Genomic DNA, 25,932 nt, shown 5'->3' with positions numbered 1-25,932 from the left:
AATGATCCATATCCCATCATACCTACCGAGGAGAGTGTTACTATGAATATTGCGATGAACCGTTCGACCAAATGGAACTTTAAAAATACCCTGCTGGCTGTTGTGCTGACAGCGCTGCTGGCCATGATTGTACTGCCTGTAAGTGCAGCTCACGCAGCGCTGGCCAACGGCACGTATTCCGTAGATTACAAAGTACTTGCCGATGGATCGACCAGTACATCCCGCCTGGACAGCTATGTGGTGAAGCCGGCAACCGTAACTGTAGCAAATGGTGTAACCAAAGCGCGCATCACAATCACCAGCAGCAATCTGATCACAGCGTTCAAAGTGGAACAAAATGGTCAACTGGTTGACGCTACTGTAGTTAGCACCAACACAGCGAACAACACCCGTGTTGTGGAGTTCCCGGTATCCAATCTGGATGCAACAGTAAACGCTTATGCCGAGATCAAAATTCCGGTAATCAATTACACAGGCAAATACAATGTAGACCTGAAATTTGACTCTTCCAACGCGGAGTAATGACGAGTTTCTTTATATAGAGAAACTACAGCTTTATTACACTACGCTTTGTAAGGTGGAATTGGGGAAAGAAGAAACGTAATTCAAACTGCACAAGAAGGAGAATGAATCCAAATGAATATGACAATGAACCGTATGGAAAAAGGAACATGGCTCAAAGCTCTGATGATCGCAATGATCGTAGCATTGATTGGCGCTCTGCTGGCACCGGGAGCATCCAAAGCGGAGGCAGCTATAGCGGATGGCACGTATCTGATCGATTATACTGTCTATGCCAATGGCACGAACAATGCGTCTTATATGGATAACTCCGAATATTCCAAAAAACCGGCTACCCTGATCGTATCCGGCGGCAAAGCCACAGTAAAAGTCACACTGAACCACAAAGACTGGATCAAATCGTTTAAAACACAACAAAATGGCACTTATGTAGCTGCTGCGTCGACAACAAGTGGTGACACGGTAACCTATACGTTCCCGGTGAGCAACCTGTCAAACAAAGTAAATGCCCAGATTCGTGTAGTCGTTCCTGCAGATGTAGCAGGTCAACCATATGACCATACGTACACTGTGCAGTATTTGTTTGATCAAGACAGTATCTAAACTAAAAAATACAAATAGGTAGATAGATGACTACTGCTTATCTGGGGCCGTATGGCTCCGGATAAGTCTATTTTGTTAACAGGGGGAGCATGACTTTGAAAAGGCGCTTTGCACCATATTTGATTACATGTATTGTTTTTGTGATGTTGTTCTCCATCGTTTCACCGGCACTGCCTTTGGCCTTCGCAGAGGAGAAGGGCGGCAGTGAAGCGAGCAGCGTAAGTACAGATACCTACGATGATTCTTCATCCGGTACGGTAAGCGAGAATACGTATGCACCGATTGGCGCACCGATCCACGTTCCTTCGCAGGACCCGATGAGCCTGTTTAATTATTCGACCGCTACTACGGCTACTTACAATACGTATGCAGACGGACAGTACACGATCGGTTACAAAGTCGTTCGTACCACAGATACGAGCAGAGAAGTGACTGCTTTCCGTGAAAGCTACGGCAATGCCGATCGTCCCGGTCGTATTATTGCCCAAAATGGTCACTACACATTCAGTTTCCGCGGTATCAATGCAGCAAGCTTTACCGACATCACCGCGACTCAAAGCAATCAGACCAGCATAGCGGTCTATACGCAGGAGACGCAGGCTGCAACCAATCATTCGGCAGCCAAGAACTACACGAGAGTCCATTTTGACGTCTATGATCTGAACAGTCCAATCACTCTGAATTACAAGTTCAATGATGTGGCAGGTTCGGGTTATTTGATACTGGATACATCGACCCTGACCAAAGACAACACGGGAGAAACGCCGTCCAATCCGGTAGACCCCGAGCTGGTTGAACCTGCAACAGGTACCCGGCAAACCCTGAACTACACCGTTCTCAAAGATGGCACAAGCGAGACATCCATGATGGACAGTTACATGCAAAAACCGGCTACCCTGGTGACGACAGCGGACAATAAACGCTATATCCAGCTGGGGATCAACAGCAGCAGCACGGTGACCGGGCTTCAGACCGATGTAAAGGGCTCGTATGTCGATGCAGGCATTATTGCTAAAGATACAGCCAACAATACACGTACGGTACAATTCCCTGCCGATGCTTTGACAACGAGCAATTCCAAAGTATCCGGCAAGGTACATGTTACGATTCCAGCTCTTAATTATGACAACTGGTATACCGTACAATTCCAATTCGACAACAGCAGTCTGATCGAAGAAACCGTATCAGATATTAACTATACCGTACTCAAAAATGGGACCGAAGAAACCTCCATCATGGATGGTTATATGAATAAGCCGGCCCAGCTGGTAACCAAAGGCGATCAACAGTATATCCGCCTGACCGTCAATAGCAGCAATCTGATCACGTCCCTGCAAACCAGACAAAATGGGACTTATACCGAAGTAGACACCCTTTCGGAAGATCATTCCCAAAATATGCGTGTTGTTCAATTCCCGATTGATGACGTATCACAAAAAGTAGATGCCTATACACATATCGTTATTCCCGGCATCGGGTACGACAACTGGTACTATGTACAGTTCAAGTTTGGCAGTGGCGTACAGGCGCCGCTCTACAAAAATGGCGATTACACGCTGAATTATAGTGTTCTGCATGCCACCAAAGACCAGCCTTCTTCGATGGCCAATTACTTTACCGCACCTGCTACATTTACAGCCAAAGACGGCCGGTATGATGTATCTTTTACCGTGAAAAGCAGCAGTATCGTAACCAGCCTGAAAACCGAGGTGGATGGCAAGCTCGTCGAATCGACAACGATTAGTCAGGATGCCGCCAATAATACACGTCAGATTCGATTCCAGGTAGCCAATCTGGACGATATTCTCAAAGCGCAGGTACATGTCAAAGCAACACCGACATACGAAGCGGATTACGCGATTCGTCTGAAATTCGATGCTTCCAGCTTGAGCCCGGTAACAACGGCGCCAAGTACAGGCACGATTGCAGACGGACAATATGATGTGAATTTTAACGTGTACAAAAATGGTACGAATGAAACTTCTGTTATGGATGGTTATACAGCCAAGCCGGCACAATTGATTGCCGATGCCGGCAAGTATAAAATTCGCCTGACACTGAAAAACAGTTCCTGGATTCCTTCTTTCCAAACCAAGGTGGCAGGCAAGCTTCAAGAAGCACCAACGGTGTCGACAGGCAATGATACGCGCGTTGTTGAGTTCGCGCTGGAAAATCCGGTACAAAAAGTGGAAGCCTATACCCATGTAGTAATACCGGCTCTAAATTATAACAACTGGTATACGGTCCAACTGCAATTTGATACTTCGGGGTTACTGCCGGATACGACCACTCCGGAGGTTCCGACGCCGGAGAATCCTGTACCGGAAGTTCCGACACCTCAGCAGCCTACCACACCAGACGGTATGGCTGACGGAACCTACAGTGCTTCCTTGACTGCCTACAAATACGGAACCAAGGACACATCCGTTATGGATGGCTATCTGGGCAAACCGGCAACCGTTATCAAAAAAGGCGGCAAATATGTGGTACAGGTACTGCTCAAAAACAGCAGCTGGATCAAAACGTTCAAAGTAGGCGGACAGGAAGCAGAAGTCATTTCCACTTCCGGTGATACCCGTATCGTACAGTTCACAGTGGCGGATCTGCCGCGCAAAGTAAAAGTAAACACCCATGTTATCGTTCCCGATCTGGTGATCGGTGGTATGGATTACGATCATACGTATGATGTAGATCTACAGGTAGGCTCGCTCACTTCGTATGAGGCACCAATATTATCCACGACAACAACTGCCGTTCCACTGGACTTTGCCAAGCTGGCAGCCGGCACGTACAAGCTGCCATTCAGCATCGTGATGCCGGGTATCGCTTCCGGTACATCCACTCCGCTGGAACGCTTTATGCCAAGCGATCAACCCGTTCAGCTGACTGTGGAGAATGACAGCCGCTATGTCACACTGACACTGAGCAACGGCAATAGGATCAAAACACTGCGTGTAAGCAGTAGTGATGGCTACAAAGATGCCGAAGTCATCAGCAGCGACGAAGCCAAAAATACCAAAACCGTCAAATTTAGCGTGTCCGATTACACCAAAAATGTACCGGCCCAGCTCGTAACGAACGGCGGTGTCAGCATCGCCAGCACATCAGCAGACAGCAGCAATGATACGGTATACGATTTTGAATTCAAATTTGATACAAGCGCTGTGACTGCAGACAGCAAAGCAACAAATGCAAGCAGCGATAAAGGCAATAACAATATTGCCGACGGTGATTACACCGCCACCTACCGTATTTTAAAAAATGGTACCGATACGGATTCTGTCCTGACACCGTATCTGGATCGAACCGCCCGATTGACCGCCAAAAACGGCAAAGTATATGCCACCGTGCATATTATGGACAACGAAGCAGTACCTGTGTTTATGACCGATCATGCAGGCAAATATACGGCACCGCAGATCGTTGCCCAATCACAGGATGGCAAATCCCGCACCATAACATTTGAAGTACCGAATCTGGACAGCAAACTCAGTATTTTCGCTCAAGCCCATCTGCCTTCCCGTTATATCCATAATGAGAAAATGGGTGGTCAGCTGCTTTTTGACCGTTCTACCCTGCAATCTGCAAGTGACAGCAAGCAATCAGTACCGACAGTCGCACCAACCAGCCCGTCCGCTACCGCCGGAGCAGTTCCGGTTGGAGAAATAACAACCGGCAGCAATCATTCGGACAATAACGCAAATAGTGCGGATAACACGAATAAAGCCAATAGCACAGCTACCCAAACGCCGACCGCACAGGTAGCAGCGCAGCAATACAGCATTGGCGTAAAAGTATACAAGGACAAAAGCAATGAGCTATCCGTGATGAACGACTATATCAAGCCTACAGCTACATTGGTAGAGGAAAACGGCCAGATGTACGCCGAGCTGACACTGAATAATAGCAGCTGGATGCCCGTTCTTCAGGTGCAGCAGGATGGGGTACTCCAGAACGTACAGAAGGTCTCTTCAACAGATAAAGGAAGCGTTGTACGCTTTAAGGTCGATAACCTGTCCGGCAAAATCAATGCCTATACCCATGTCGTTGTACCTGGCCTGATCATTGGCGGCGTACCGTATGACCACTGGTATAACGTACAGCTAAAATTCGATGAATCCACCAAAAAGGCCAAAAAAGAATAGAACTACACTGCCAATATGCACAACTGACTCTGCTTTAGAACAGCCGTGCATATTGGCAAAAGGATCATCGATCAACATCATACGGGAGCTATCAGGCATTATAGAAGCTCGCTTGCAAGTCTTGGTACATCCCGGTGCCAGGACTTGCAGGCATTTTGGCAAATAGTTAAATCATGGAGGGAAAAACGACGTGCATTTACCCAAACAGCAGCGTTCCCGTACAGCAGGTAGCCCTGGACGCATACCAGGCAGCTACAGACACATATCATGGAAATCATCTCGTCCAGTCATCTTGCTGCTTGTATTCATATTCATATTGTCCGGCTGTTCTTCGTCGGCAGGTACCATGACCACATCTGCAGCGCCGCAGGCGAATGCAGATGCCCAAGATCCGGCACGTATCGTTGCGACTACAGTCGCTATTACCGAGATTGCGAATGCGCTGGAACTGGATCTGGTTGGCAAACCGACCAGCAGCAAAAGCCTGCCAGATCGTTATGCCAGTGTACCGGACGTTGGTAATCCGATGAGCCCGGATATGGAAAAAGTACTGTCTTTGCAGCCAACCGACATTTTATCGGTCACTACGCTCAAGTATGATCTGGAACCGAAGTTCAAGGATATGAGCGTCAATGCCGAATTTCTGAATCTGGAAAGTCTCGGCAATATGGAAAAGGAAATCCGCAAGCTGGGCGAACGTTTTGACCGCACCAAGCAAGCCGATCAGGTTATCACTAAGCTGCAGGATAAAGTAAAACACATCCAGCAGCAGGTAAAAGGCAAGTCTTCCCCCAAAGTACTGATTCTGCTAGGTGTACCAGGCAGCTATCTGGTAGCTACCGAGAATTCATATATCGGGGATCTGGTTCGTATTGCCGGAGGTACCAATGTGGTGCAGGGAGAGAGTGTAGAATATCTGGCATCCAATACCGAGTATTTGCAGCAGTCCAATCCGGATATTATTTTGCGGGCTGCTCATGGTATGCCGGAAGAAGTAGTAAAAATGTTTGATGAAGAATTCAAAACAAATGATATTTGGAAGCATTTTAACGCGGTGCAAAAAGGACATGTATATGATCTGCCGGAGCCGCTGTTTGGCACAACAGCTAGTCTGAATGCCGATGCTGCACTGGATGAGCTGGTAAAAATGCTTTATCCGGCAATCTGATCATCATGGAAAGGAGCAAGTCATGATATCCAATATTCCCAAGCCGTCATTGTCTGCTGCAGCAGATGTTGCCGGGCAGCATCCTGTAGCAGATTATCCCCGCCAGCACCATAGACGGTTGTGTAGCTTTGTCGCTATCGGTCTGCTGCTAATCGGCGTGGTGCTGTTCTCGGCGATGACCGGCAGTCTCAAAGTAGGCGCAGTGCAGCTGATTCAGGGACTCTGGTCCGGCACCGATGCACAGGTAAATGTAGTGCGTGATCTACGCTTGCCGCGCATTATCGTGGCATTGATAGCAGGAGCAGCACTCGCTGTAGCCGGTGTGCTATTGCAGGCGGTGATGAAGAATCCGTTGGCGGATTCGGGGGTGATCGGCATTTCTTCGGGTGCTGCACTTATTTCGCTGATAGCTGTTACTGTATTTCCGGCACTTTATTTCTGGATGCCAGCCTTTTCTTTTCTCGGCGGCGCGCTCGCGTGGGCGATGGTGTACGGGTTCTCCTGGAAATCCGGACTTAATCCGGTACGGCTCATCCTGATCGGTGTAGCCGTGAACGCGATTTTCTCAGGACTCGGGCAATCGTTCAATTACCGCGGCAGCTATGCGGTGACCAGCATCAACCAGGTCACCACATCGACCCTGTCGATGAAAAAGTGGGTCGATGTCGAGGTGATACTCTGGTATGGCGGGATTGGACTCATACTGGCGCTGCTCGTTGGCACCTGGTGCAATTATTTGTCCTTGCAAGAGAAAACTGCCCGTAATCTGGGTCTTCATGTCACACGGGCGAGGCTGATAATCTCGGTTATCGCAGTTATACTTGCTTCCAGTGCGACAGCGATTGCCGGTGTGATCGTATTTATCGGTCTGCTGATTCCGCATATTGCACGTCAGCTGGTCGGTTCGGATCATCGCTGGCTGATTCCATTTTGTGCATTGTCCGGAGGACTGCTGCTGCTGGTAGCCGATACACTGGGACGTACGCTGCTCGCTCCGCAGGAAATTCCCGCTTCTATTATTATGGCTATTATCGGGGGCCCTTTCTTGATTTTCCTGATCCGAAGGAGTGATCGTATCCATGGACATTAAAGAAATCACCTTTTCCTATGATCGCAAAGTCGATCGTCTGCATCAGGTGAACGCGGAGATTCAGCCCGGCAGGATTACGACGATTATCGGTCCCAATGGCTGCGGCAAGTCGACTCTGCTGAATGTCATGTCCAGTAATGCAGTCCCTCGGCAGGGACAGATTATTCTGGATGGCCAAGACATCCGTCAGTACCGTCCCCGTGAACTTGCACGCAAGCTGGCTGTAGTACATCAGCAAAATGAAGCACCGGCTGATCTGACCGTGGAACAATTGGTTCGTTTTGGCCGCTTGCCGTACAAGACGCTGCTGTCCAGCCGCCGGGAAGAAGATGATCAGGCGGTAGAGTGGGCGCTGAAGTGTACTAATCTGGAAGAGCGGCGCTATCGTACACTGGATCAGTTGTCTGGCGGTGAACAGCAGCGGGTATGGATAGCTATGGCGCTGGCACAGCGTACACCGGTACTGTTTCTCGACGAGCCGACGACGTATCTGGATATGTACTATCAGCTGGAGATTATGGAGCTGATTGAGCGGCTGAATCGTGAGCATGGACTGACGATTGTGATGGTGCTGCATGATATCAATCAGGCGATTCGGTACAGTCATCATCTGATAGCCATGAAAGAAGGCCGGATTGTGATGAGCGGAGAGCCAAAACAGATTGTGACCGCCGAGCTAATCCGTTCTGTCTATGATGTGCATGTAGCCGTCCGGCAGGATGAAGAAGCGGGATTGTATGTGATTCCTGTCAGTGTACGTCAGCAGACACCCATAGAAGCTGGATAGCAGCTTGATCGATCCGAGTCTATTCGACGAAAAAGCCCTGTAACCCGATCGTCGGGATTACAGGGCTTTTTTTGAATAGGATATTATATCCAACGTTGATACGTGGATATGTAAACCGGGTAATAATCTTTCAAATACCAGCAGGTAAAACAGACGACCGAAATATATACGCTATACGTTGGGACTATCTGCCAATATGCAGCAGAATCCCGCAGATCTATCCAATCGTCAAGACTTATCAGGGAGGAATACAATCCTATGCCGAAGATTCGTTACGATAATATAGACAACGTCAGTATCGACAAGACACTCAAACAGTTCAAGCAATGGCGCGAAGATCGCCGCAAAAAAGCAACCAGGGATCGTTCTTATGTTGTCCCTCACAAAGAGCCGGAAATGGATTATTTGCATGCCAATCGGGAAGATGCTTCGATTACCTGGATTGGGCATTCCACCTTTTTCCTGCAATATGAAGGGTTGAATATTGTGACCGATCCGGTATGGGCACAGCGGCTGGCTTTTCAGCGTCGGATCGGTCAACCGGGAATTCCGATCGAAGATGTGCCGCCGATCGATATTATTCTGATTTCCCATTCGCATTATGATCACATGCATATCAATTCCATTCGCAAGCTGTATCGCAGCTCTACTACTGTTATTGTTCCGGCAGGACTGAAAGCCAAAATGGTTCGCAAAGGCTTTCATCGCTGTCATGAAATGCACTGGTGGGAGACATTCAAAGTAGGCGATGTGAATATTACTTTTGTACCGACCCAGCACTGGAGCCGCCGTACATTGCTGGATACGAATACGTCACACTGGGGTGGCTATGTTCTGGAGCCGGTGCATCATCCGGTGCTGCCGCAGGAACCCCATCATATCTGGAATACCGAACAGGACCCAACCGAGCCCAAGCCGGATGTTCCAGCCGTCACCGGCGATAGCGAAGCAGACGGATACATTCATGAGCCGCTGCCGCCTACGATTTATTTTGCCGGTGATAGTGGTTATTTCCCCGGATTCAGCGAGATTGGTCGCCGTCACAAGATTCATGTGGCGCTGATGCCGATCGGTGCATACGAACCTGAATGGTTCCTCAGTTCTCAGCATACGACGCCCGAGGAAGCTTTGCGCGCCTTTTGCGATGTCGGTGCCGAGACGATGATCCCTATGCATTACGGAACTTTCAAGCTAGCTGATGATACTGCCAAAGAGGCACTTGATCGCCTGGAAGCCGAGCGCCAGCGCCTGAAAATCGATTCGGAGCGTATCCGTGTACTTGGTTATGGCGAGACGCTGATCGTTCATGGTAATGCCGATGAAGAAGCAGACAGCGAAGACGAAGAAAATGTAATCTGATCTCCCATCTGACAGCTGGTTAGCAGGATAACCGGCTGTCTTTGCCGATTCGCTGGATCACAAATTTTAAATAAGAAAAGATAGTGGGAATAGTTCGATTACCCAAATTTGTGTGGTATACTATTGCCAACAGTAATTTCATGAAAATGAATACTGCCTTTTTTCATGAAATAAGATAAGTTTCATCACACAATACTTTATTAATGATAAGGATGGGTTGTATACATGATAAGTACTTCAGGTGTCACGCTGCGTTACGGTAAGCGCGCCCTTTTTGAAGATGTAAATATTAAATTCACGCCAGGTAACTGCTACGGTCTGATCGGTGCGAACGGTGCCGGTAAATCCACATTCCTCAAAATTCTGTCCGGTGAAGTAGAACAGAACGAAGGGGAAGTGCATATCACTCCGGGCGAGCGTATGGCGATCCTCAAACAGAACCAATCCGAATACGATGAGTTCCAGGTGCTGGAGACCGTAATTATGGGTCACAAACGCCTGTACGATATTATGAAAGAAAAAGATGCTCTTTATGCAAAAGAAAACTTCAGTGATGAAGACGGCATGCGTGCCGGCGAACTGGAAGCCGAATTTGCAGAAATGAACGGCTGGGAAGCGGAAGCCGAAGCTGCCGAGATGCTGAACGGTCTGGGCATCGACAACGAAATGCAGTATAAAATGATGAAGGAATTGAACGGTAACGAGAAAGTACGCGTCCTGCTCGCTCAGGCCCTGTTCGGTCACCCGAACATCCTGCTGCTGGATGAGCCTACCAACCATTTGGACATCGAATCTATTCACTGGCTGGAAAACTTCCTGGCTTCCTACGATGGCACTGTTATCGTAGTCAGTCACGACCGTCACTTCCTGAACACGGTATGTACGCATATCGCCGATATCGACTTTGGCAAAATCCAGATGTATGTAGGTAACTATGACTTCTGGTACGAGTCCAGCCAGCTGGCACTCCAACTGAGCCGTGAACAGAACAAGAAAAAAGAAGACAAGGTCAAAGAACTGCAAGCCTTTATCCAGCGCTTTAGCGCCAATAAATCCAAGTCCAAGCAGGCTACTTCCCGTAAGAAAATGCTGGACAAAATTACGCTGGATGATATTCGTCCATCCAACCGTAAATATCCGTTTATCAATTTCAAAGGCGAGCGCGAAGCAGGCAAACAGCTGCTGTTGATCGATGGTCTGAGCAAAACGATCGACGGCGAAAAAGTAATTAACAACCTGACGCTGACCGTCAACAAAGGCGATAAAATCGCTCTCGTGGGACCAAACGGTAACGTAAAAACTGCTTTGTTCCAGATCCTCATGGGCGAAGTGGAGCCGGATGAAGGAACGTACCAGTGGGGCGTAACTACTTCCCAGGCGTACTTCCCGAATGATAACTCCGCTTACTTTGATGGAGTAGACGAGACGCTGGTTGACTGGCTGCGTCGTTATTCCAAAGATCCGGATGAATCTTTCCTGCGCGGTTTCCTCGGCCGGATGCTGTTCTCCGGTGACGAAGCACTCAAAAAAGCAAGCGTACTGTCCGGGGGCGAGAAAGTTCGCTGCATGCTGTCCCGCATGATGTTGATGGGCGGTAACGTTCTGCTGCTGGATGAGCCTACCAACCACTTGGATCTCGAATCCATTACAGCACTGAATAATGGTCTGACTGATTTTGACGGGACTATCATCTTCACTTCCCATGACCATCAGTTCGTACAGACTATCGCCAACCGCATCATCGAGATTACGCCAAATGGCATTATCGATCGTATGATGAGCTATGACGAATACCTGGAAAGCAAAGAAATCCAGGAAATGCGCGAAAAAATGTATCCGGTACAAGTGTAATCCCGGATTACTTTCAGTAAAACCAAGCGGTTCCTTTGGGAGCCGCTTTTTTGTGTATTTTGATAGTGAGGGCTGCTGAGGAGGAGACGTTAATATTCTTGGCTCACAGTTGTGCTTATGATACATATAGCTGTAAGCAGACCTTAATCAATCAACTCACTCCACCCTAGATCCAACCTGACCCCAACAAATTTTGCGTCCGGGCAAAAATGTTAACCTTTATGCACAACGTTTCACCTGGCTTACTTGCTTTGCCCGGTGCTACAAGGTTTGCTTCAGGCTACAACGTTTGCCTTTCCCTACAACGTTTCTCTAGACCCACAATAAAACCGTTTGTTACGATGAACAGATGAAATGGGAAGCGGGCTATTGTACGGAGCGGTCTGCATAGGGAGGAACCAACAACATGGTGGATGTATATCAGAATATCAAGGAAGGCGAGCGCGGAGCATGGCTTAGTATTGTCACATATCTGATCCTGTCTGCATTCAAGCTGATTCTTGGTTATCTGTTTCTGTCGAGTGCGCTGCGTGCAGACGGGATGAATAATCTGACGGATATTGTAGCATCTGTCGCTGTATTGATCGGACTACGTATTTCGCGGAAACCGCCGGATTCTGATCATGCGTATGGACATTTCCGGGCAGAGACGGTTGCAGCGCTGATTGCTTCTTTTATTATGGCTATGGTAGGTATTCAGGTGCTGGTAGATGGTGTGGGCCTGTTATTCTCTGGACAGGAGCAGGCGCCGGAGCCTTGGCTAGCCGGTGTAGCTATGATTTGTGCAGTGATTATGTATGGCGTCTATCGTTATAATTTGAATTTAGCCCGGCGTACGAATAGTCAGGCACTGATGGCAGCTGCCAAAGACAATCTGTCTGACGCAATGGTCAGTGTGGGCGCTGCAATAGGCATTATCGGTTCCCAGCTGGGTATGCCCTGGCTGGATATTGTTGCAGCGCTGGTGGTAGGCCTGCTGATCTGCAAAACCGCCTGGGATATCCTGAGCGATTCGATGCACCGTCTGACAGACGGTTTTGACGAGCAAGAATTGCCGGGACTGCGTGAGACGATTGCTTCTATTGAAGGAGTAGAGAATATCAAGGATATCAAAGCCCGCATTAATGGCAGCCAGACACTGGTCGATGTCATTATCGAAGTCTCTCCCGAGCTGACAATTACGGAAAGTCACCATATTAGCGATAAAGTTGAAGCTAGGATGGCAGAAGTGCATAATATTCATTATGTGCATGTACATGTAGAGCCGAGAGAAGTCTGAGCAGATCGTAAGAAGTCTTTATTTTTATAATCAAAAGAAAAAATGATTACAGGAAATAAGCTTACTCGGCATTGGTTCTTCAGCTCTCCAGCGTACAGGATCGAATGGAAAAGAGGGTTATATTGTGGACGAATCATCAGGTTCCGGACGGCATCACAGGCGTTTTCGCTGGAAATGGGTGCTGGTTGTTTTTGTTATTCTGCTGGTTATTGCGGCAGCCGGGGTCGCTTGGCTGGCATGGATGGTAGCGCCGCAGCGTCATCCAGGCCTCGATTATACAGAGCTGGATACAACCGCCAAAATACAGACCATGATCCAGCAGAAGCGATTGGAGATTACGCTCAGTCCGCAGGAATTCAATCAGCTTGCCCGCAAAGAGCTGCTGGATCATCAGGAAGATTATCCGTCAGGACTGCATATCCAGGGAGCCGACTTTACATGGAAAGGAAATATGGTCCAGGCCGATCTGACAGGAGATTATCTGGGCATTCCGTTTGGAGCGCTGCTGGATTTTGATGCCCGCTTGCAGGACAACCAGCTGGTCCTCACCCATCAGCATACTACGGTACGTCATGGACAATGGGCAGGAGCACTGCTGGAGCCTGTAGATATCTCGCTGACCAAGTATTTTCCGGCTATTGTAGAAGTAAAGCAAATGGAGTTTGGCGAAAATGAGATTAAGGTCCGGTTCCGCCTGGATTTACTCAAGCTACCCCGATTACTGATGCGTTAAACATACATCATGAGATACAGCAGGTTACTTTTTCGCAGCCTATATATCTATATAATTCATAAACAAAGCCAAAAGAGCCTTTCTCCCGGAGAGAAAGGCTCTTTTGGCCGATAAGACATTATCTGAACCGCAGCCGTGCTCATCCCTGTACACCATACTTCAAAGGATGAGAGAACGGTTAATAGGTTCGTCTGCGTCCTGTAAACAGACTGATCACGAACAGTACCAGGAACAGGAAGAACAGTACCTTGGCAATGGTTGCTGCTGCTTCGACGATACCAAAGAATCCGAATACGCCTGCAACAATAGCAATAATGAGGAAAAGAATAGACCATTTCAACATGAATATCACCCTTTCTGTTAGGAATATGAAGTTGCTGGATTTTTGATCTGTCATCACGTCATACAGATCGTATGGAATTAGTTACTTATTAATTAGTAAATGTACCTTAACCGTGCCGTTATGCGTTGAAACAGAAGCTGTTATATTTACGTGAACGGGAGCTGCTTCTGTTTCGGTCGCAAAACAGAAGGGTAGTTTATGAATAACATCCTGAAAAAATGTGAAACCAAAACATTCATTGTTGAAAGAGAGGGTAAATTATGAACATTGTTATCAGTATCAGTGTAGCGATCGTTGCTATCGCATTCGCAGTACTCGTTGTATTCCTCGTTAAGACCCTGTTATCCGCCAAGGATTCGCTGGATAATGTATCCGCAACCTTGAAAGATGTACAAAAGACAATGGAAGAACTGACATACGAAGTGAAACAGACAATCCGCAATGTCAATGATATTACAGGAGATGTCGAACATAAGTTGCAACAGGTTGATCCGGTTGTAGAATCCGTTAAAAACCTTGGCGTGGTGCTGAGTGAAATCACGGAGACTGTAAAAGACCTGACGCTGAAAACCAAAGAAGTATCCGGTACATTGTTTGATCGCGTGAAATTTGCCACTGGCAAATCCGAGCATTCCAGCAATGCACATTCTATGGTAACAGCTTCTACACCAGAAGATCGTACCCTGCAATCCTACTCTGCTACATATGACAAAAACGGTCATAATAATGGCGCATGGTTGAACTGGGTAGACACCGCAGTAAACGTATGGCAGAAATTTCGCAAAATCCCAACGAAGTAACATCAGCTAATTAATCTGCTGCTGATAATCTCGACACGACCAATGGCGACACGACGATTTCATGTGTAAACCGATAGAAAGGGTGAGACGATGCTTACTTACATGATGTTACTTGCTGGAATATTGTCCCCTTACAACGGTTCTGCCCAGGTATCTGATGCACCGTTACAGCCAGTCGTAGCTGTGCAATCTGCTGAGTATGCCGCAATGCCGGCCGATAACAGTATCCATACCGCTTCCATAGCGTCTGCAACCGAATCCGTATATGAAGAACCTGATACTCCGGATACACTCAGCTACCATACCCTGAACGGCGTATCCCTCAGCGATAGCCGCGCAGAACTGCTGGATAAAAAGGGTGAACCGCTCCGTCAGGTGAAGACGGATGCCGGCTATACGGAATACGAATATGACGATGTGAAAGTAGGCATGATGGGAAATCACATTTATTATGTAAGTGTGCCTGCTCATGCCGGATCACTGACACTGGACGGTCATTCGCTTCGCTTGAACAAGCAGGCGATCACCAGTGAGCTGGGAGAACCGGATTTCACAGCAGAAGACGGGGAAGGTTACAATAACGACTTTTACGCTTTCAAAGTCTTTACCAAACCCGGCACAGACGAGATTGTTAGCGCAGATATTTTCGATACCTTATCTGAATAAAGTGTAGTTTACAAAAAAAGATGTTTCAAACATGTTAGATGAGGGTAAATGCTATATTGACTATCTTGTGGGAGCAGGTGAGTAACATGAATCCGACCAATGCCAAGCCATACGCCAAGATTGTAGCCAATGGCATACAGGCTGTAGAAGTCGTGAAGGAGCTGCAAAGTACAGGTTATGGGTTTGATGATATCTATGTACTGGCGCATCAGCAGGACGTGACAGCCAAGATTGCCGAGACAGCAGGCGCACAGGAGATTGGACTGAAGGAAGAAGGCATGTTTGACTCATTAGCCAACCTTTTCCGTTCACGTGGTGATGAACTGCGTTCCAAAATCACTTCGTTCGGGTTTACCGACGCGGAGGCAGAATTTTACGAACAGGAACTGGATCAGGATAAAGTCCTTATTATAGCCAATCATAAATCCTAAATTATAAAAGGCTGCATGTAGCTAAAGACAAAGAGGTTGTATCAAAATCATATAACCGTTGTCCCCGCTAGGGCCTAGATTTGTAAGGAAAATGCCTTCAATTCCACTTCCATGGTGGAGTTGGAGGTTTTTTGACGAGTTTTTGATACAGCCCCTTTTTGGATAAAAATAACTGTTGGCTTATAATGAAAATAAGGTATATGAATCCGCTTCATGAAATAAGGGAATGAGGAGAAGTTATGAATATATTAATTGTTGATGATAATCCGACCAATGTCATTATTATCCGTGAGATTCTGAAAAGAGAACAATATACCAATATCGTTACTTCCGCTTCGGCCAAAGAAATGTTCGAACATCTCGGTCTGGGCGAGCCTGACGCGATAGCGCGTGCCAAAGCCAATTCCTTTGATCTGATTCTGCTGGATATGATGATGCCTGAAATGGATGGCATCGAAGCCTGTCGGATTATCCAGCAGCATGAGCTGCTCAAGGATATTCCTATTATTATGGTAACGGCAGTAGGCGATTCCAAAAAGCTGGCGGAAGCATTGGACGCTGGCGCAATGGATTATGTAACCAAGCCGATCAACAAAGTAGAGCTGCTGGCCCGTATGCGTCTTGCTCTTCGTCTCAAGCACGAGAAAGACTGGCATAAGGAAAGAGATCAGCATATTCAGGACGAACTCAAGCTGGCCAGTCTAGTGCAGCATGCCGTACTCAGTACACCGATCCATGATCCTTCTTTCCAGATTCAAGCACTGTACAAGCCTTCTTTTGAGCTGGCAGGTGATCTATATGCCTGGTATCCGCTCGGCGAAGGACGATATGGCGTTATTCTGCTCGATATGATGGGACATGGTATATCCTCATCGTTGTTCTGCATGTTTATCGCGTCGGTGCTCAAGGATACAGTCACTACCTATGTGGAACCGGAAAAAGTAATTCAGGAGCTGAATCGTCGTTTTAATCAGCTGCATATCGAGAATCAGCTGGTGCAATATTACTTTACAGCGATCTATCTGGTAGTCGACACCAAGTACAAACGGATCGATTATGTCAATGCCGGACATCCCCCGGGTCTTTTCTTTGATGATAATGGAGAAGTGACCCGGCTCAGTACCAGTACGTTCCCGGTAGGACTGTTTGACCGGATTGAAGCGGAGCCCCGCAGTTTCCATTATGAAGGAGACGGACATCTGGTACTGTATACGGATGGTCTGCTTGAAGCGGTAGAAGGAGATCAGGAAGTGCAGCTCAGTTTCCTGATTGATCAGCTGAAATCCAATCATCATCTGGATAAAGAAAAAATCGAAACGGTATTTTTTGAAGCTGCTGCACCTGCAGATCGGGATGATGATAAGTGCCTGGTGTGGATTTCACTCAATGAAGGAGCGGACAATTAATGAAGCTAAGAACAAAGCTGGTCCTGGGGTTCAGTGTCATCATTTTATTATTGATGACGCTGGGCTTTATTACGTATGACCGGATGAATTATATGAATGAACAGCTTGATAAAGTATACCAGGAGCGCTATCTCAAAGTACGTTATTCGACAGATGTCCGCTCAGAAATGAACGTAGTCGCTCGCGAAGTAGCCAATATGCTGCTTAGCGCTTCTGCACAGCCTATCGAGAAAAGCCGGGCAACGATTGAGCAGAATATTAGCAGTGGAGAAAATAATCTCAAACTGCTGAGTAGTTCCGCCAATTCGCCGGAAGAGAAAAAGCAGATTGAGACTGTAATCTCCAACTGGCAGATCTTCGTAGATTATTCCCGCCAGCTAACTTCGCTTGTAGCCGGTGACCAGATTGCGGCTGCGAACAATTATCGTACCCAGGTAGGACTGGATGCGCAGACCAATCTGAATCAGAGTATCTCCGATCTGGCGGAATACCAGGATAACGCTATCGACAAGGAAATTGCAGAAGCCAATGCCGCGTATCAAAATTCGATTCGCATTACGACCTATGTCATGCTGGCTGGCGTGGTTCTGAGCCTGCTGGTTATGCTGTGGATCGTACCAAGCATCAGCAAAGGATTGGGAACGGTCTCCCTGATGATCAAAGGATTCTCGGAAGAACGTTTCGGCGTAATCCGCCGTATCAAGGTCAAGTCCAAGGATGAGATCGGCGATGTAGCCAGAGTGTTCCAGCAGATGGCCGAAGATTTGCAGGAAAAGCGCCATATGGAAGAGCAGTATCGTCAGGCGCAGGAAGATCAGTCCTGGCTTGATTCCAATACCGCGCGCATTACCGAATTGCTGCGGGGTGTCAATACTCTGGAACAGAGTGCACAGACGTTTATTAATGAATTTGCTCCGACACTGGGTGCCCATTTTGGAGCGATATATCTGCGTACCAATGAAGCAAGCGATAAAATTATGCTCAAAGCAGCCTATGCTGCTGATGGTGAATTATGTTCCAAAAAAGAAATTCGTATCGGTGAAGGGCTGACCGGGCAATGTGCTGCCGATCAGAAGCCGATTGTACTGGATCAGGTACCCGAAGGATATATTCCGGTCAATTCCGGACTGGGCTCGGGCAAGCCGCAAAGTGTACTTATTTATCCGATAATGTTTAATGATGAGCTACTGGGCGTAATTGAGCTGGCTTCGCTGCGTAATTTTGCATCGCTGCAGAGACAGCTGCTTCACTTACTTACCCAGGATCTTGGCATTATTATCAATAATATTAATCGTCGTCTGCATGTCGAAGAGTTGCTGCGTGAATCCCAGGCACTGACCGAGGAACTGCAAAGTCAATCCGAAGAGCTGCAGCTGCAGCAGGAAGAACTGCGCCGCTCCAACGAACGTCTGGAAGAGCAGACCGAGGAGCTCAAGCGCTCCGAAGATATGCTGCAGCGCCAGCAAGAAGAGCTGGAGCATTTCAATAACGAACTGATCGCCAAAACGCGAGAACTGCAGGAGCAGATTCAGCACGTGGAGGAACAGAACGAAGAGATCGAGCAGAGCAAGCATCAGCTGGAACAACAGGCGATGCAGCTCGCAGTAACCAGCAAATACAAATCGGAGTTCCTGGCGAATATGTCTCATGAACTGCGTACACCGCTGAACAGTCTGCTGATTCTCTCCCAGCTGTTAACCGAGAACAAGGATGGCAATCTGACCGATAAGCAAATGGAATACGCAAGTACCATCTATATGTCCGGAGCGGATCTGCTCAAGATGATTGATGAAATCCTCGACCTCTCCAAAGTCGATGCCGGCAAGATGGAGATTAACCGCGAAGCCGTACCGGTGACCAATCTGGAGTCCTTTGTAAATATGAACTTTGCGCCGGTAGCAGCAAAAAAAGGAATAGATCTGCTGATTAATATCGGCGAACAGATGCCGGAAGCCATTGTAACCGACGAGCATCGCGTCAAGCAGGTACTGCGCAATATGCTGTCCAATGCATTCAAGTTTACGGAAAAAGGCTATATCGAAATGAATATTGATCAGGCAGATCCGGGCGAATTGCCATCTTACCTGAACAGGGAGCAAGCCTTTATCGCGATCAAGGTGATCGACAGTGGTATCGGTATTCCGCAGGACAAGCTGGATCTGATCTTCGAAGCCTTCCAGCAGGTAGACGGCACAACCAGCCGCAAATACGGCGGTACCGGTCTGGGCTTGTCTATCAGCCGCGAGCTGGCCCGTCTGCTGGGCGGAGGCATTACAGTTGGCTCCGAAGAAGGCAAGGGAAGTACATTCACCCTGTATCTGCCCAAGCTGGTTCCATCTGCGTCCGATGGAGCAGAGACCAATACAACAACCAAAACAGGCATGGGTGTAGAACAGATCAGTCCGGCCTATATGTCAGCTGATTTCACCGACCAGGTGCTGCAGCGTTCCTCGGCACGTGCGACCAATCGCAAGCCGGTCACAGAGTCGGAATCGGCCGTTATTCCGCAGCCGCTTGCCGATGATCGTGACCAGATTAGCAAGGATGACAAAGTGCTGCTGATTATCGAGGATGATCCCAACTTTGCCAAAATCCTGATGGATATGGCCAGAGATCGTGGATTCAAAGCTCTTGTAGGGATGCAGGGGGATACCGGTCTGCATATGGCTAAGACGTACAAGCCTGATGCTATCATCCTGGATATCCAGCTGCCGGTTATCGATGGATGGGCGATTCTCAGCGAGCTAAAAAGCAATGCCCACACCCGTCACATCCCGGTACATGTCATCTCTGTTATGGACGATGTCAAGCAGGGACTGATGATGGGAGCTATCGCCTATCTCAAAAAACCATCCAGCAAGGAAGCGCTGGAAAAAGCCTTCTCCCATCTGGAATCCTATACTGAGCAGGGGCTCAAGCAGCTGCTGATTGTAGAGGATGACGAGATTCAGCGCCAGTCTATTATTGAATTGATTGGTCATGATGATGTCTCCATCACCGCAGTCTCGACAGGCAAGGCAGCATTGGAAGAACTGGATAGCAAGCGTTATGATTGTATGGTACTGGATCTGATGCTGACCGACATGACCGGCTTTGAACTGCTGGACCGGATTCGTGACAATCACCAGCTCAAAGATCTGCCTATCATTATTTATACGGGCAAGGATCTGGATACCAAGGAAGAGACCCAGCTGCGCAAATATGCAGAATCCATTATCGTCAAGGATGTTAAATCACCGGAACGTCTGCTGGACGAGACGACTCTTTTCCTGCACCGGGTAGAAGCCGATCTGCCGGAAGACAAACGTCGTATTTTGCAGAAGCTGCATAACAAGGAAACCTTGTTCGAAGGCAAGCGGATTCTGCTAGTGGATGACGATGTCCGTAATGTATTCGCCCTGTCCAGTGTGCTGGAAGGATACCGGATGGAAGTTACATTTGCCGAGAATGGACGCGAAGCGATCGATATTCTGAATCAACAGGAATTTGATCTGATTCTGATGGATATGATGATGCCGGAGATGGACGGATACGAAGCGATGCGAATTATTCGTCAGATGCCAGAGTACGATAAATTGCCGATTATTGCGCTTACTGCCAAGGCGATGAAAGATGATCGTTCCAAGTGTATAGAAGCCGGAGCCTCAGATTATGTCAAAAAACCGATACAAACGGACCAACTTTTATCATTAATGCGTGTTTGGTTGTATTCGTAGAGCACAAAAGTGGGTAAATGATTTATAATGTTAAACGTTGGCGATTTATCTGTGTATCCAACACACCGCCAATTCGGATTTAAATGGATCGTGTTGATCCTTATTAATGACTAATGATCAAGCTAAAGAACAGAACGACCATATACGATTGACGCACTTGCACAAACGTTGAGAAGCCGGTTGCACGATTCAGTGAACCGGCTTTGTAACGAATACGAATCACGTACAGTTTACAAGGAATCGGGGCTGAAAAGATGACACCGACGGATCATGAACAAATACAGAACAATTCAAACTCGCCCCAGGGGGAAGGTCAGATTATTACGAATCTCGCAGAACGCGAGAATATCGAAATCGATCTGCTGCTGGAAGGAGTACATCGTTTGTACGGATACGACTTCCGTAATTATGCGCGTGCTTCGCTGACTCGCAGAATATGGCATCATGTCCATGCGGAGAATCTCAAATCTGTCTCGGCTCTTCAGGAAAGAGTGCTGCATGACCGTTCCTGCTTTGAACGGTTTGTACAGAACCTGTCGATCCCGGTGACAGAGATGTTCAGGGACCCGCAGCTGTTCCGTATGTTCCGGGAAAAGGTCATTCCACTGCTGCGAACCTATCCGTATATCCGGATCTGGCATGCAGGCTGCTCCACGGGAGAAGAAGTTTATTCGATGGCTATTCTGCTGCATGAAGAAGGTCTGCTGGACAAAGCACGTATTTATGCGACCGATATGAACAATCGTTCATTACAGCAGGCACGCGAAGGCGTATTCGGGATTGACCGTATGCAGCTGTATACCAAAAATTATCTGGAAGCCGGCGGAACCCGCTCTTTTTCCGAATATTATACAGCCAAGTACCAATCTGTTATTTTCCAGCCATTTCTTCGCAAACATATTATTTTTGCGGAGCATAATCTGGCTACAGACCGCTCGTTCAACGAGTTTAATGTAATCCTTTGCCGAAATGTAATGATTTATTTTGATGATAAACTCCGTGAACGTGTTCATGGATTGTTTCATGAGAGTCTTAGCCGTTTCGGTATTCTGGTGCTGGGCTCCAAGGAGTCCATGCAATTCACCGGCTACAGTGATTCGTATGAACCGCTGGATCGACTGGAAAAGGTATACCGGAAAATTAACTAGAGAATGTAGGGGGATACCATGAGGTTTCATGAACCGATTCATATCTTGCTGGTAGATGATCGACCTGAAAACTTGCTTGCCCTGGAAGCCGTTCTCGAGAGCGAACGTTATAATCTCGTCAAAGCGACTTCAGGGGAAGAAGCGCTGCGCTGTCTGCTCAAGGATGAATTTGCTGTTATTATTCTGGATGTTCAGATGCCGGGCATGGATGGCATCGAGACCGCCAAATTGATCAAAGCCCGTGAGAAAACCAAAGAAATTCCGATTATTTTTGTATCTGCCAATAGCAAGGAAGCCGAGCATCTGTTTGCCGGATATTCTGCCGGTGCTATTGATTACATGGTAAAACCGTTTATTCCACAAATCCTGAAATCCAAGATTGAAGGATTTGTTAATATGTATCTGACCAATAAGCGTCACAAAACGCAATCGATGCTGCTGCAGCAAAAAACGCTTGAACTCGAAAAAATGAATCAGGAACTGGTTCGCGCCAAGGAAGCTGCCGAGATTGCAGCCAAAGCCAAAACCGAATTCCTTGCGATGATGAGTCATGAAATCCGTACGCCGATGAATGGGGTTATCGGTATGATCGATCTACTGATGGAGACCGATCTTCAACCTGAACAAAAGGACTATGCTGAGATTATCCGCAGCAGTGCAGATACGCTCGTTATGGTCATTAACGATATTCTTGACTTTACCAAAATGGAGTCAGGCAAAATGGAATTGGAAGAACATCCTTTTTCACTGGAGAATTGTATTGCCGAAGTGTTTGGCCTGTTTTCGGTCGAAGCTGGCAAAAAAGGTCTGGAACTGCTGTACCGGATAGGGGACAATGTACCGGGTTATCTGTTCGGCGATATGGCGCGTCTGCGTCAGGTATTGATTAATCTGACTGCCAATGCGATCAAATTTACCGAGCAGGGCGGCGTTTACCTGGAGGTAGAAGCGGTAGGTCAGCATGATAATCGTCTTGAACTGGAGTTCAAAGTCAAAGATACGGGAATCGGTATTGCTCTAGAGAAACGGGAGCAATTGTTCCAGCCATTCTCGCAGCTGGATTCGTCCATGACGAGAAAGTATGGCGGAACCGGACTTGGACTGGCCATTTGCAAAAACCTGGTACAAATGATGGGCGGAGATATTCGCCTGGAATGCAAAGAGATGGAACCTGGTGAAGGAGCGGTATTTGCCTTTAGCATCCGTGTAGGTGAATACACGGTTGAAGAGACGGAAGTAGATGTGGTAGAGGAAAGACCGATAAATCTACTTCAAAAGAGCGGCTCCATTCCCCGCATTCTGATTGTAGACGACCATCCGATCAATCAGAAGCTGATGGTTAGTATGCTCAATAGACTCGGTTACGAGCCGGATACTGCAGATGACGGAGATGAAGCGATTCGGATGGCTTCTGCCCAGACGTATGATTATATCTTTATGGATGTACAGATGCCTAATATTGACGGACTGGAAGCTACGCGGATTATACGCGAGCTGGGGAATGGAGAACGTTCGGTCATTATTGCAATGACTGCTGATGTGATGGAAGGTATCAAAGGACGATGCTTTGCAGCAGGCATGGATGATTATATAAGCAAACCGGTCAAAATGAGTAGCGTAAAAGCAATGATGGAACGTTATGCATTGGAATTATCACGGTATGAAGCCAAAAAAACGGTATATTGATCATTCGTATGTGATAACCGAATTAACATATAATGCGCAATAAGGTCTTGCTGCCACTGGCGGAAAAGGCTAGATTTGCGCTGCCCCTGCTAAAGTTGTTATAACAACTAAAAATTGTATATACTATAAAAAACAGGATATAATCAAAATCAGTTCTCCAATCGGTTATGCTTGCTATGTTTCAGAGGATAACGGATTGGGTTATTAGTAAAGAAACCATTGTTCAGGGGAGAATGTCTATGACTACTAACAAAAACGAAAAATTTAATGCAGTGACCCAACTCGAAGAAGGCGCATGCACTGTCTTTTTAAGCGGGGAAATGGATTTATCGGTAGCGCCTGATTTTCGTCTGGTTATGGAGCCGCTTGTAGGCGACGCTGGCCAGGATCTGATCGTAAACATGAAAGACCTGAAATATATTGATAGTACAGGTATCGGTATCCTACTTTCTATCCTCAAAGCACGGCACGGTATGAATGCCAGCTTTACTGTTGAAGAGGTTCCTCCACAAATTCAAAAGCTGTTTGAAATGACCGGTATTGCCAAGTTTTTTGCCCCTCAGGAGAACTCCCACTAGGAAAGGATCGAACATAGCATGAAAGCTGATACTCAAAAAGTAATACTTAATTTACCTGCAACCGCAGAGTTTGTAGATGTAGTACGATTAAATCTGTACGGAATTGCTTCCAAAATGGGATTTTCATATGAAGATATTGAAGATATGAAAGTGGCCGTATCCGAAGCTTGTAACAATTCCGTGCTGTATGCCTATGGGCAAAATGATGGACATATTGATGTAACGTTCGAAATTGGTGAAGAAACGTTATCTATTACTGTCGAAGACGAAGGGGAGAGCTTCGAAACAGTAAAAGGTGGCGGAGAAGAAAGCACACTGCATGACAAAGATCTGAATGATGTTCAGATTGGCGGACTTGGCTTCTATCTGATGCAAGCATTGATGGATGATGTAAGCATTGAGAATGTAGCTGGTCAAGGTACTCGCGTTGTCATGTCCAAAAGCCTTGCTCTAAGCGAGGAAAGAGTATGAGTGAAAGAGTGACTCCCCCCGAATCGATGGACGAGGCGATCGGCCTGATCTGGGAGTATCAACAAACAAAAGACAATGACATTGCGACCGTACTGATCAAAAAGTATGAGCCGATGGTCAAGATGGCTGCGGGTAAAATTGCCCGTAACCGCCCGGACCTGTACGAAGACTTGTACCAGGTCGGTCAAATGGCATTGATTCGTCTTTTGCAACAGTATGATATTTCTCTGGGGATTCCCTTTGAACCATATGCCATGAAGAGTATGATCGGGCATATGAAAAACTTTTTGCGCGATAAATCGTGGTACATACAGGTTCCGCGCCGAATCAAAGAAAAGGGAGCCCTGGTTCAGCAGGCGATCGACGAATTGACGGTCAAGCTGGAACGTTCCCCTAGTGTGCGGGAAATTGCCGGTTTTCTGGAACTTTCGGAAGAGGAAACCATTGAAGTCCTGGCAGGACGCGAATGCTATCATTACGTATCTCTGGATTCGCCACTGTCTCAGGAAGAAAGTGCGGCTACACTGGGTGAATTAATCAGTGCAGACGTAAATGATTACGATGCAGTAGAGAAGCGGATGGATCTGCAGCAGGCTCTTAGCCAGCTGAAGGAGCAGGAACAAAAAGTACTGCTGCTTGCCTTCCAGGAAGGTCAATCCCAACGTGCGATTGCACAAAAACTGGGTGTATCCCAGATGAGTGTATCGCGTATCCAGAAACGCGCTACGGAGAAGCTTAAGCAAATTATGTCTAACGCTTCATCATCGGGTTAATGTTGCACATGTACAAGATTAAATTGTCGGATATGGCAATTGACTGAGGTATGCTTTGATTCTCCGGATGGAGGTTAAAGCATACCTTTTTTAATTTACTGTTTTTAATTCACTTTTGTGTTTTATAAGGTGCAGGATTTGAAGTGTAAGTGTAAGTGTAAGTGTAAGTGCGTTTGCTGTTCTATTGGGTGCTTGGACTTGAATTTGAAGAAAGGCTGTAAATGAAAGCGAGGTGGATGTAAGATGGTCCGCTCCGAAATTGGATTAGTCTCCTGCCCCTATTTAAGATCAGATATCCTGAATATCCGCTTGCAGCGGAGGATATCCGATCTTAAATAGGGCCGCTTCGCTGCTGGAGTCTAATTCCAATTCCTTCG

General features: G+C 47.2%; 21 protein-coding genes. 20 read left to right on the top strand and 1 reads right to left on the bottom strand.

Going from position 1 to position 25,932, the window contains the following annotated elements; translation table 11 throughout:
• The first annotated feature begins 42 nt into the window (after positions 1-42).
• The 10 genes from AR543_RS21420 to AR543_RS21375 all read left to right on the top strand — a co-directional run bounded on the left by AR543_RS21420 (position 43) and on the right by AR543_RS21375 (position 13,537).
• Positions 43-522 carry an NEAT domain-containing protein gene (locus AR543_RS21420; RefSeq protein ID WP_060536344.1) on the top strand — a complete coding sequence of 160 codons (480 nt, stop codon included), beginning with the start codon at positions 43-45 and terminating at the stop codon, positions 520-522.
• A gap of 114 nt (positions 523-636) precedes the next feature.
• Positions 637-1,125, top strand: a complete 489-nt coding sequence (locus AR543_RS21415) for an NEAT domain-containing protein (RefSeq protein WP_060536343.1) — start codon at positions 637-639, stop codon at positions 1,123-1,125.
• A gap of 119 nt (positions 1,126-1,244) precedes the next feature.
• Positions 1,245-5,270 carry an NEAT domain-containing protein gene (locus tag AR543_RS21410; protein WP_158524000.1) on the top strand — a complete coding sequence of 1,342 codons (4,026 nt, stop codon included), beginning with the start codon at positions 1,245-1,247 and terminating at the stop codon, positions 5,268-5,270.
• Positions 5,271-5,577: 307 nt separating this feature from the next.
• Positions 5,578-6,438 carry a heme ABC transporter substrate-binding protein IsdE gene (gene isdE, locus AR543_RS21405; RefSeq protein WP_227871913.1) on the top strand — a complete coding sequence of 287 codons (861 nt, stop codon included), beginning with the start codon at positions 5,578-5,580 and terminating at the stop codon, positions 6,436-6,438.
• A 22-nt stretch (positions 6,439-6,460) separates the two neighbouring features.
• A complete protein-coding gene (locus tag AR543_RS21400) occupies positions 6,461-7,528 on the top strand; it encodes a FecCD family ABC transporter permease (protein ID WP_227871794.1) in 1,068 nt (355 codons plus the stop codon).
• A complete protein-coding gene (locus tag AR543_RS21395; protein WP_060536341.1) occupies positions 7,518-8,315 on the top strand; it encodes an ABC transporter ATP-binding protein in 798 nt (265 codons plus the stop codon). The genes AR543_RS21400 and AR543_RS21395 overlap by 11 nt, the downstream gene beginning before the upstream one ends.
• Positions 8,316-8,573: 258 nt before the next feature.
• A complete protein-coding gene (locus tag AR543_RS21390; protein ID WP_060536340.1) occupies positions 8,574-9,674 on the top strand; it encodes an MBL fold metallo-hydrolase in 1,101 nt (366 codons plus the stop codon).
• Positions 9,675-9,899: 225 nt separating this feature from the next.
• Positions 9,900-11,525 (top strand): ABC-F family ATP-binding cassette domain-containing protein, encoded by a 1,626-nt coding sequence (locus tag AR543_RS21385; protein ID WP_060536339.1) that lies wholly within the window; start codon positions 9,900-9,902, stop codon positions 11,523-11,525.
• A gap of 406 nt (positions 11,526-11,931) precedes the next feature.
• Positions 11,932-12,804, top strand: a complete 873-nt coding sequence (locus AR543_RS21380; RefSeq protein ID WP_060536338.1) for a cation diffusion facilitator family transporter — start codon at positions 11,932-11,934, stop codon at positions 12,802-12,804.
• Positions 12,805-12,928: 124 nt separating this feature from the next.
• A complete protein-coding gene (locus AR543_RS21375; RefSeq protein ID WP_060536337.1) occupies positions 12,929-13,537 on the top strand; it encodes a hypothetical protein in 609 nt (202 codons plus the stop codon).
• Between the two features lie 178 nt (positions 13,538-13,715).
• On the opposite strand, the gene AR543_RS21370 is transcribed toward AR543_RS21375, so the two are convergent.
• Entirely contained in the window at positions 13,716-13,880 is a 165-nt protein-coding gene (locus AR543_RS21370; RefSeq protein ID WP_082472303.1) for a DUF1328 domain-containing protein, read from the bottom strand.
• A gap of 266 nt (positions 13,881-14,146) precedes the next feature.
• Here AR543_RS21370 and AR543_RS21365 point away from each other — a divergent pair, with 266 nt between their 5' ends.
• From AR543_RS21365 to AR543_RS21320, 10 genes are all read left to right on the top strand, one after another.
• A complete protein-coding gene (locus AR543_RS21365; protein WP_064505703.1) occupies positions 14,147-14,680 on the top strand; it encodes a DUF948 domain-containing protein in 534 nt (177 codons plus the stop codon).
• Positions 14,681-14,782: 102 nt separating this feature from the next.
• Complete coding sequence (locus AR543_RS21360) at positions 14,783-15,346, top strand: hypothetical protein (protein ID WP_145953939.1); 564 nt, start codon at positions 14,783-14,785, stop codon at positions 15,344-15,346.
• 86 nt (positions 15,347-15,432) lie between these two features.
• On the top strand, positions 15,433-15,777 hold the full coding sequence (locus AR543_RS21355; protein WP_060536334.1) for a YflT domain-containing protein: 345 nt from the start codon (positions 15,433-15,435) through the stop codon (positions 15,775-15,777).
• Between the two features lie 239 nt (positions 15,778-16,016).
• Complete coding sequence (locus AR543_RS21350; protein ID WP_060536333.1) at positions 16,017-17,183, top strand: SpoIIE family protein phosphatase; 1,167 nt, start codon at positions 16,017-16,019, stop codon at positions 17,181-17,183.
• Positions 17,183-20,899 (top strand): response regulator, encoded by a 3,717-nt coding sequence (locus tag AR543_RS21345; protein WP_060536332.1) that lies wholly within the window; start codon positions 17,183-17,185, stop codon positions 20,897-20,899. Before AR543_RS21350 ends, AR543_RS21345 begins: the two co-directional genes overlap by 1 nt.
• 254 nt (positions 20,900-21,153) lie before the next feature.
• Positions 21,154-22,047, top strand: a complete 894-nt coding sequence (locus AR543_RS21340) for a CheR family methyltransferase (protein WP_060536331.1) — start codon at positions 21,154-21,156, stop codon at positions 22,045-22,047.
• Positions 22,048-22,065: 18 nt separating this feature from the next.
• A complete protein-coding gene (locus AR543_RS21335) occupies positions 22,066-23,733 on the top strand; it encodes a response regulator (RefSeq protein WP_060536330.1) in 1,668 nt (555 codons plus the stop codon).
• A gap of 239 nt (positions 23,734-23,972) precedes the next feature.
• A complete protein-coding gene (locus tag AR543_RS21330) occupies positions 23,973-24,311 on the top strand; it encodes an STAS domain-containing protein (protein WP_017814317.1) in 339 nt (112 codons plus the stop codon).
• Positions 24,312-24,329: 18 nt separating this feature from the next.
• Entirely contained in the window at positions 24,330-24,782 is a 453-nt protein-coding gene (rsbW, locus tag AR543_RS21325) for an anti-sigma B factor RsbW (protein ID WP_017814318.1), read from the top strand.
• Entirely contained in the window at positions 24,779-25,555 is a 777-nt protein-coding gene (locus AR543_RS21320; protein WP_017814319.1) for a sigma-70 family RNA polymerase sigma factor, read from the top strand. Before rsbW ends, AR543_RS21320 begins: the two co-directional genes overlap by 4 nt.
• Positions 25,556-25,932: the final 377 nt, after the last annotated feature.

Source organism: Paenibacillus bovis (assembly GCF_001421015.2).
Lineage (GTDB): Bacteria > Bacillota > Bacilli > Paenibacillales > Paenibacillaceae > Saccharibacillus > Saccharibacillus bovis.
This window is presented reverse-complemented; position numbering and strand designations above follow the sequence as displayed.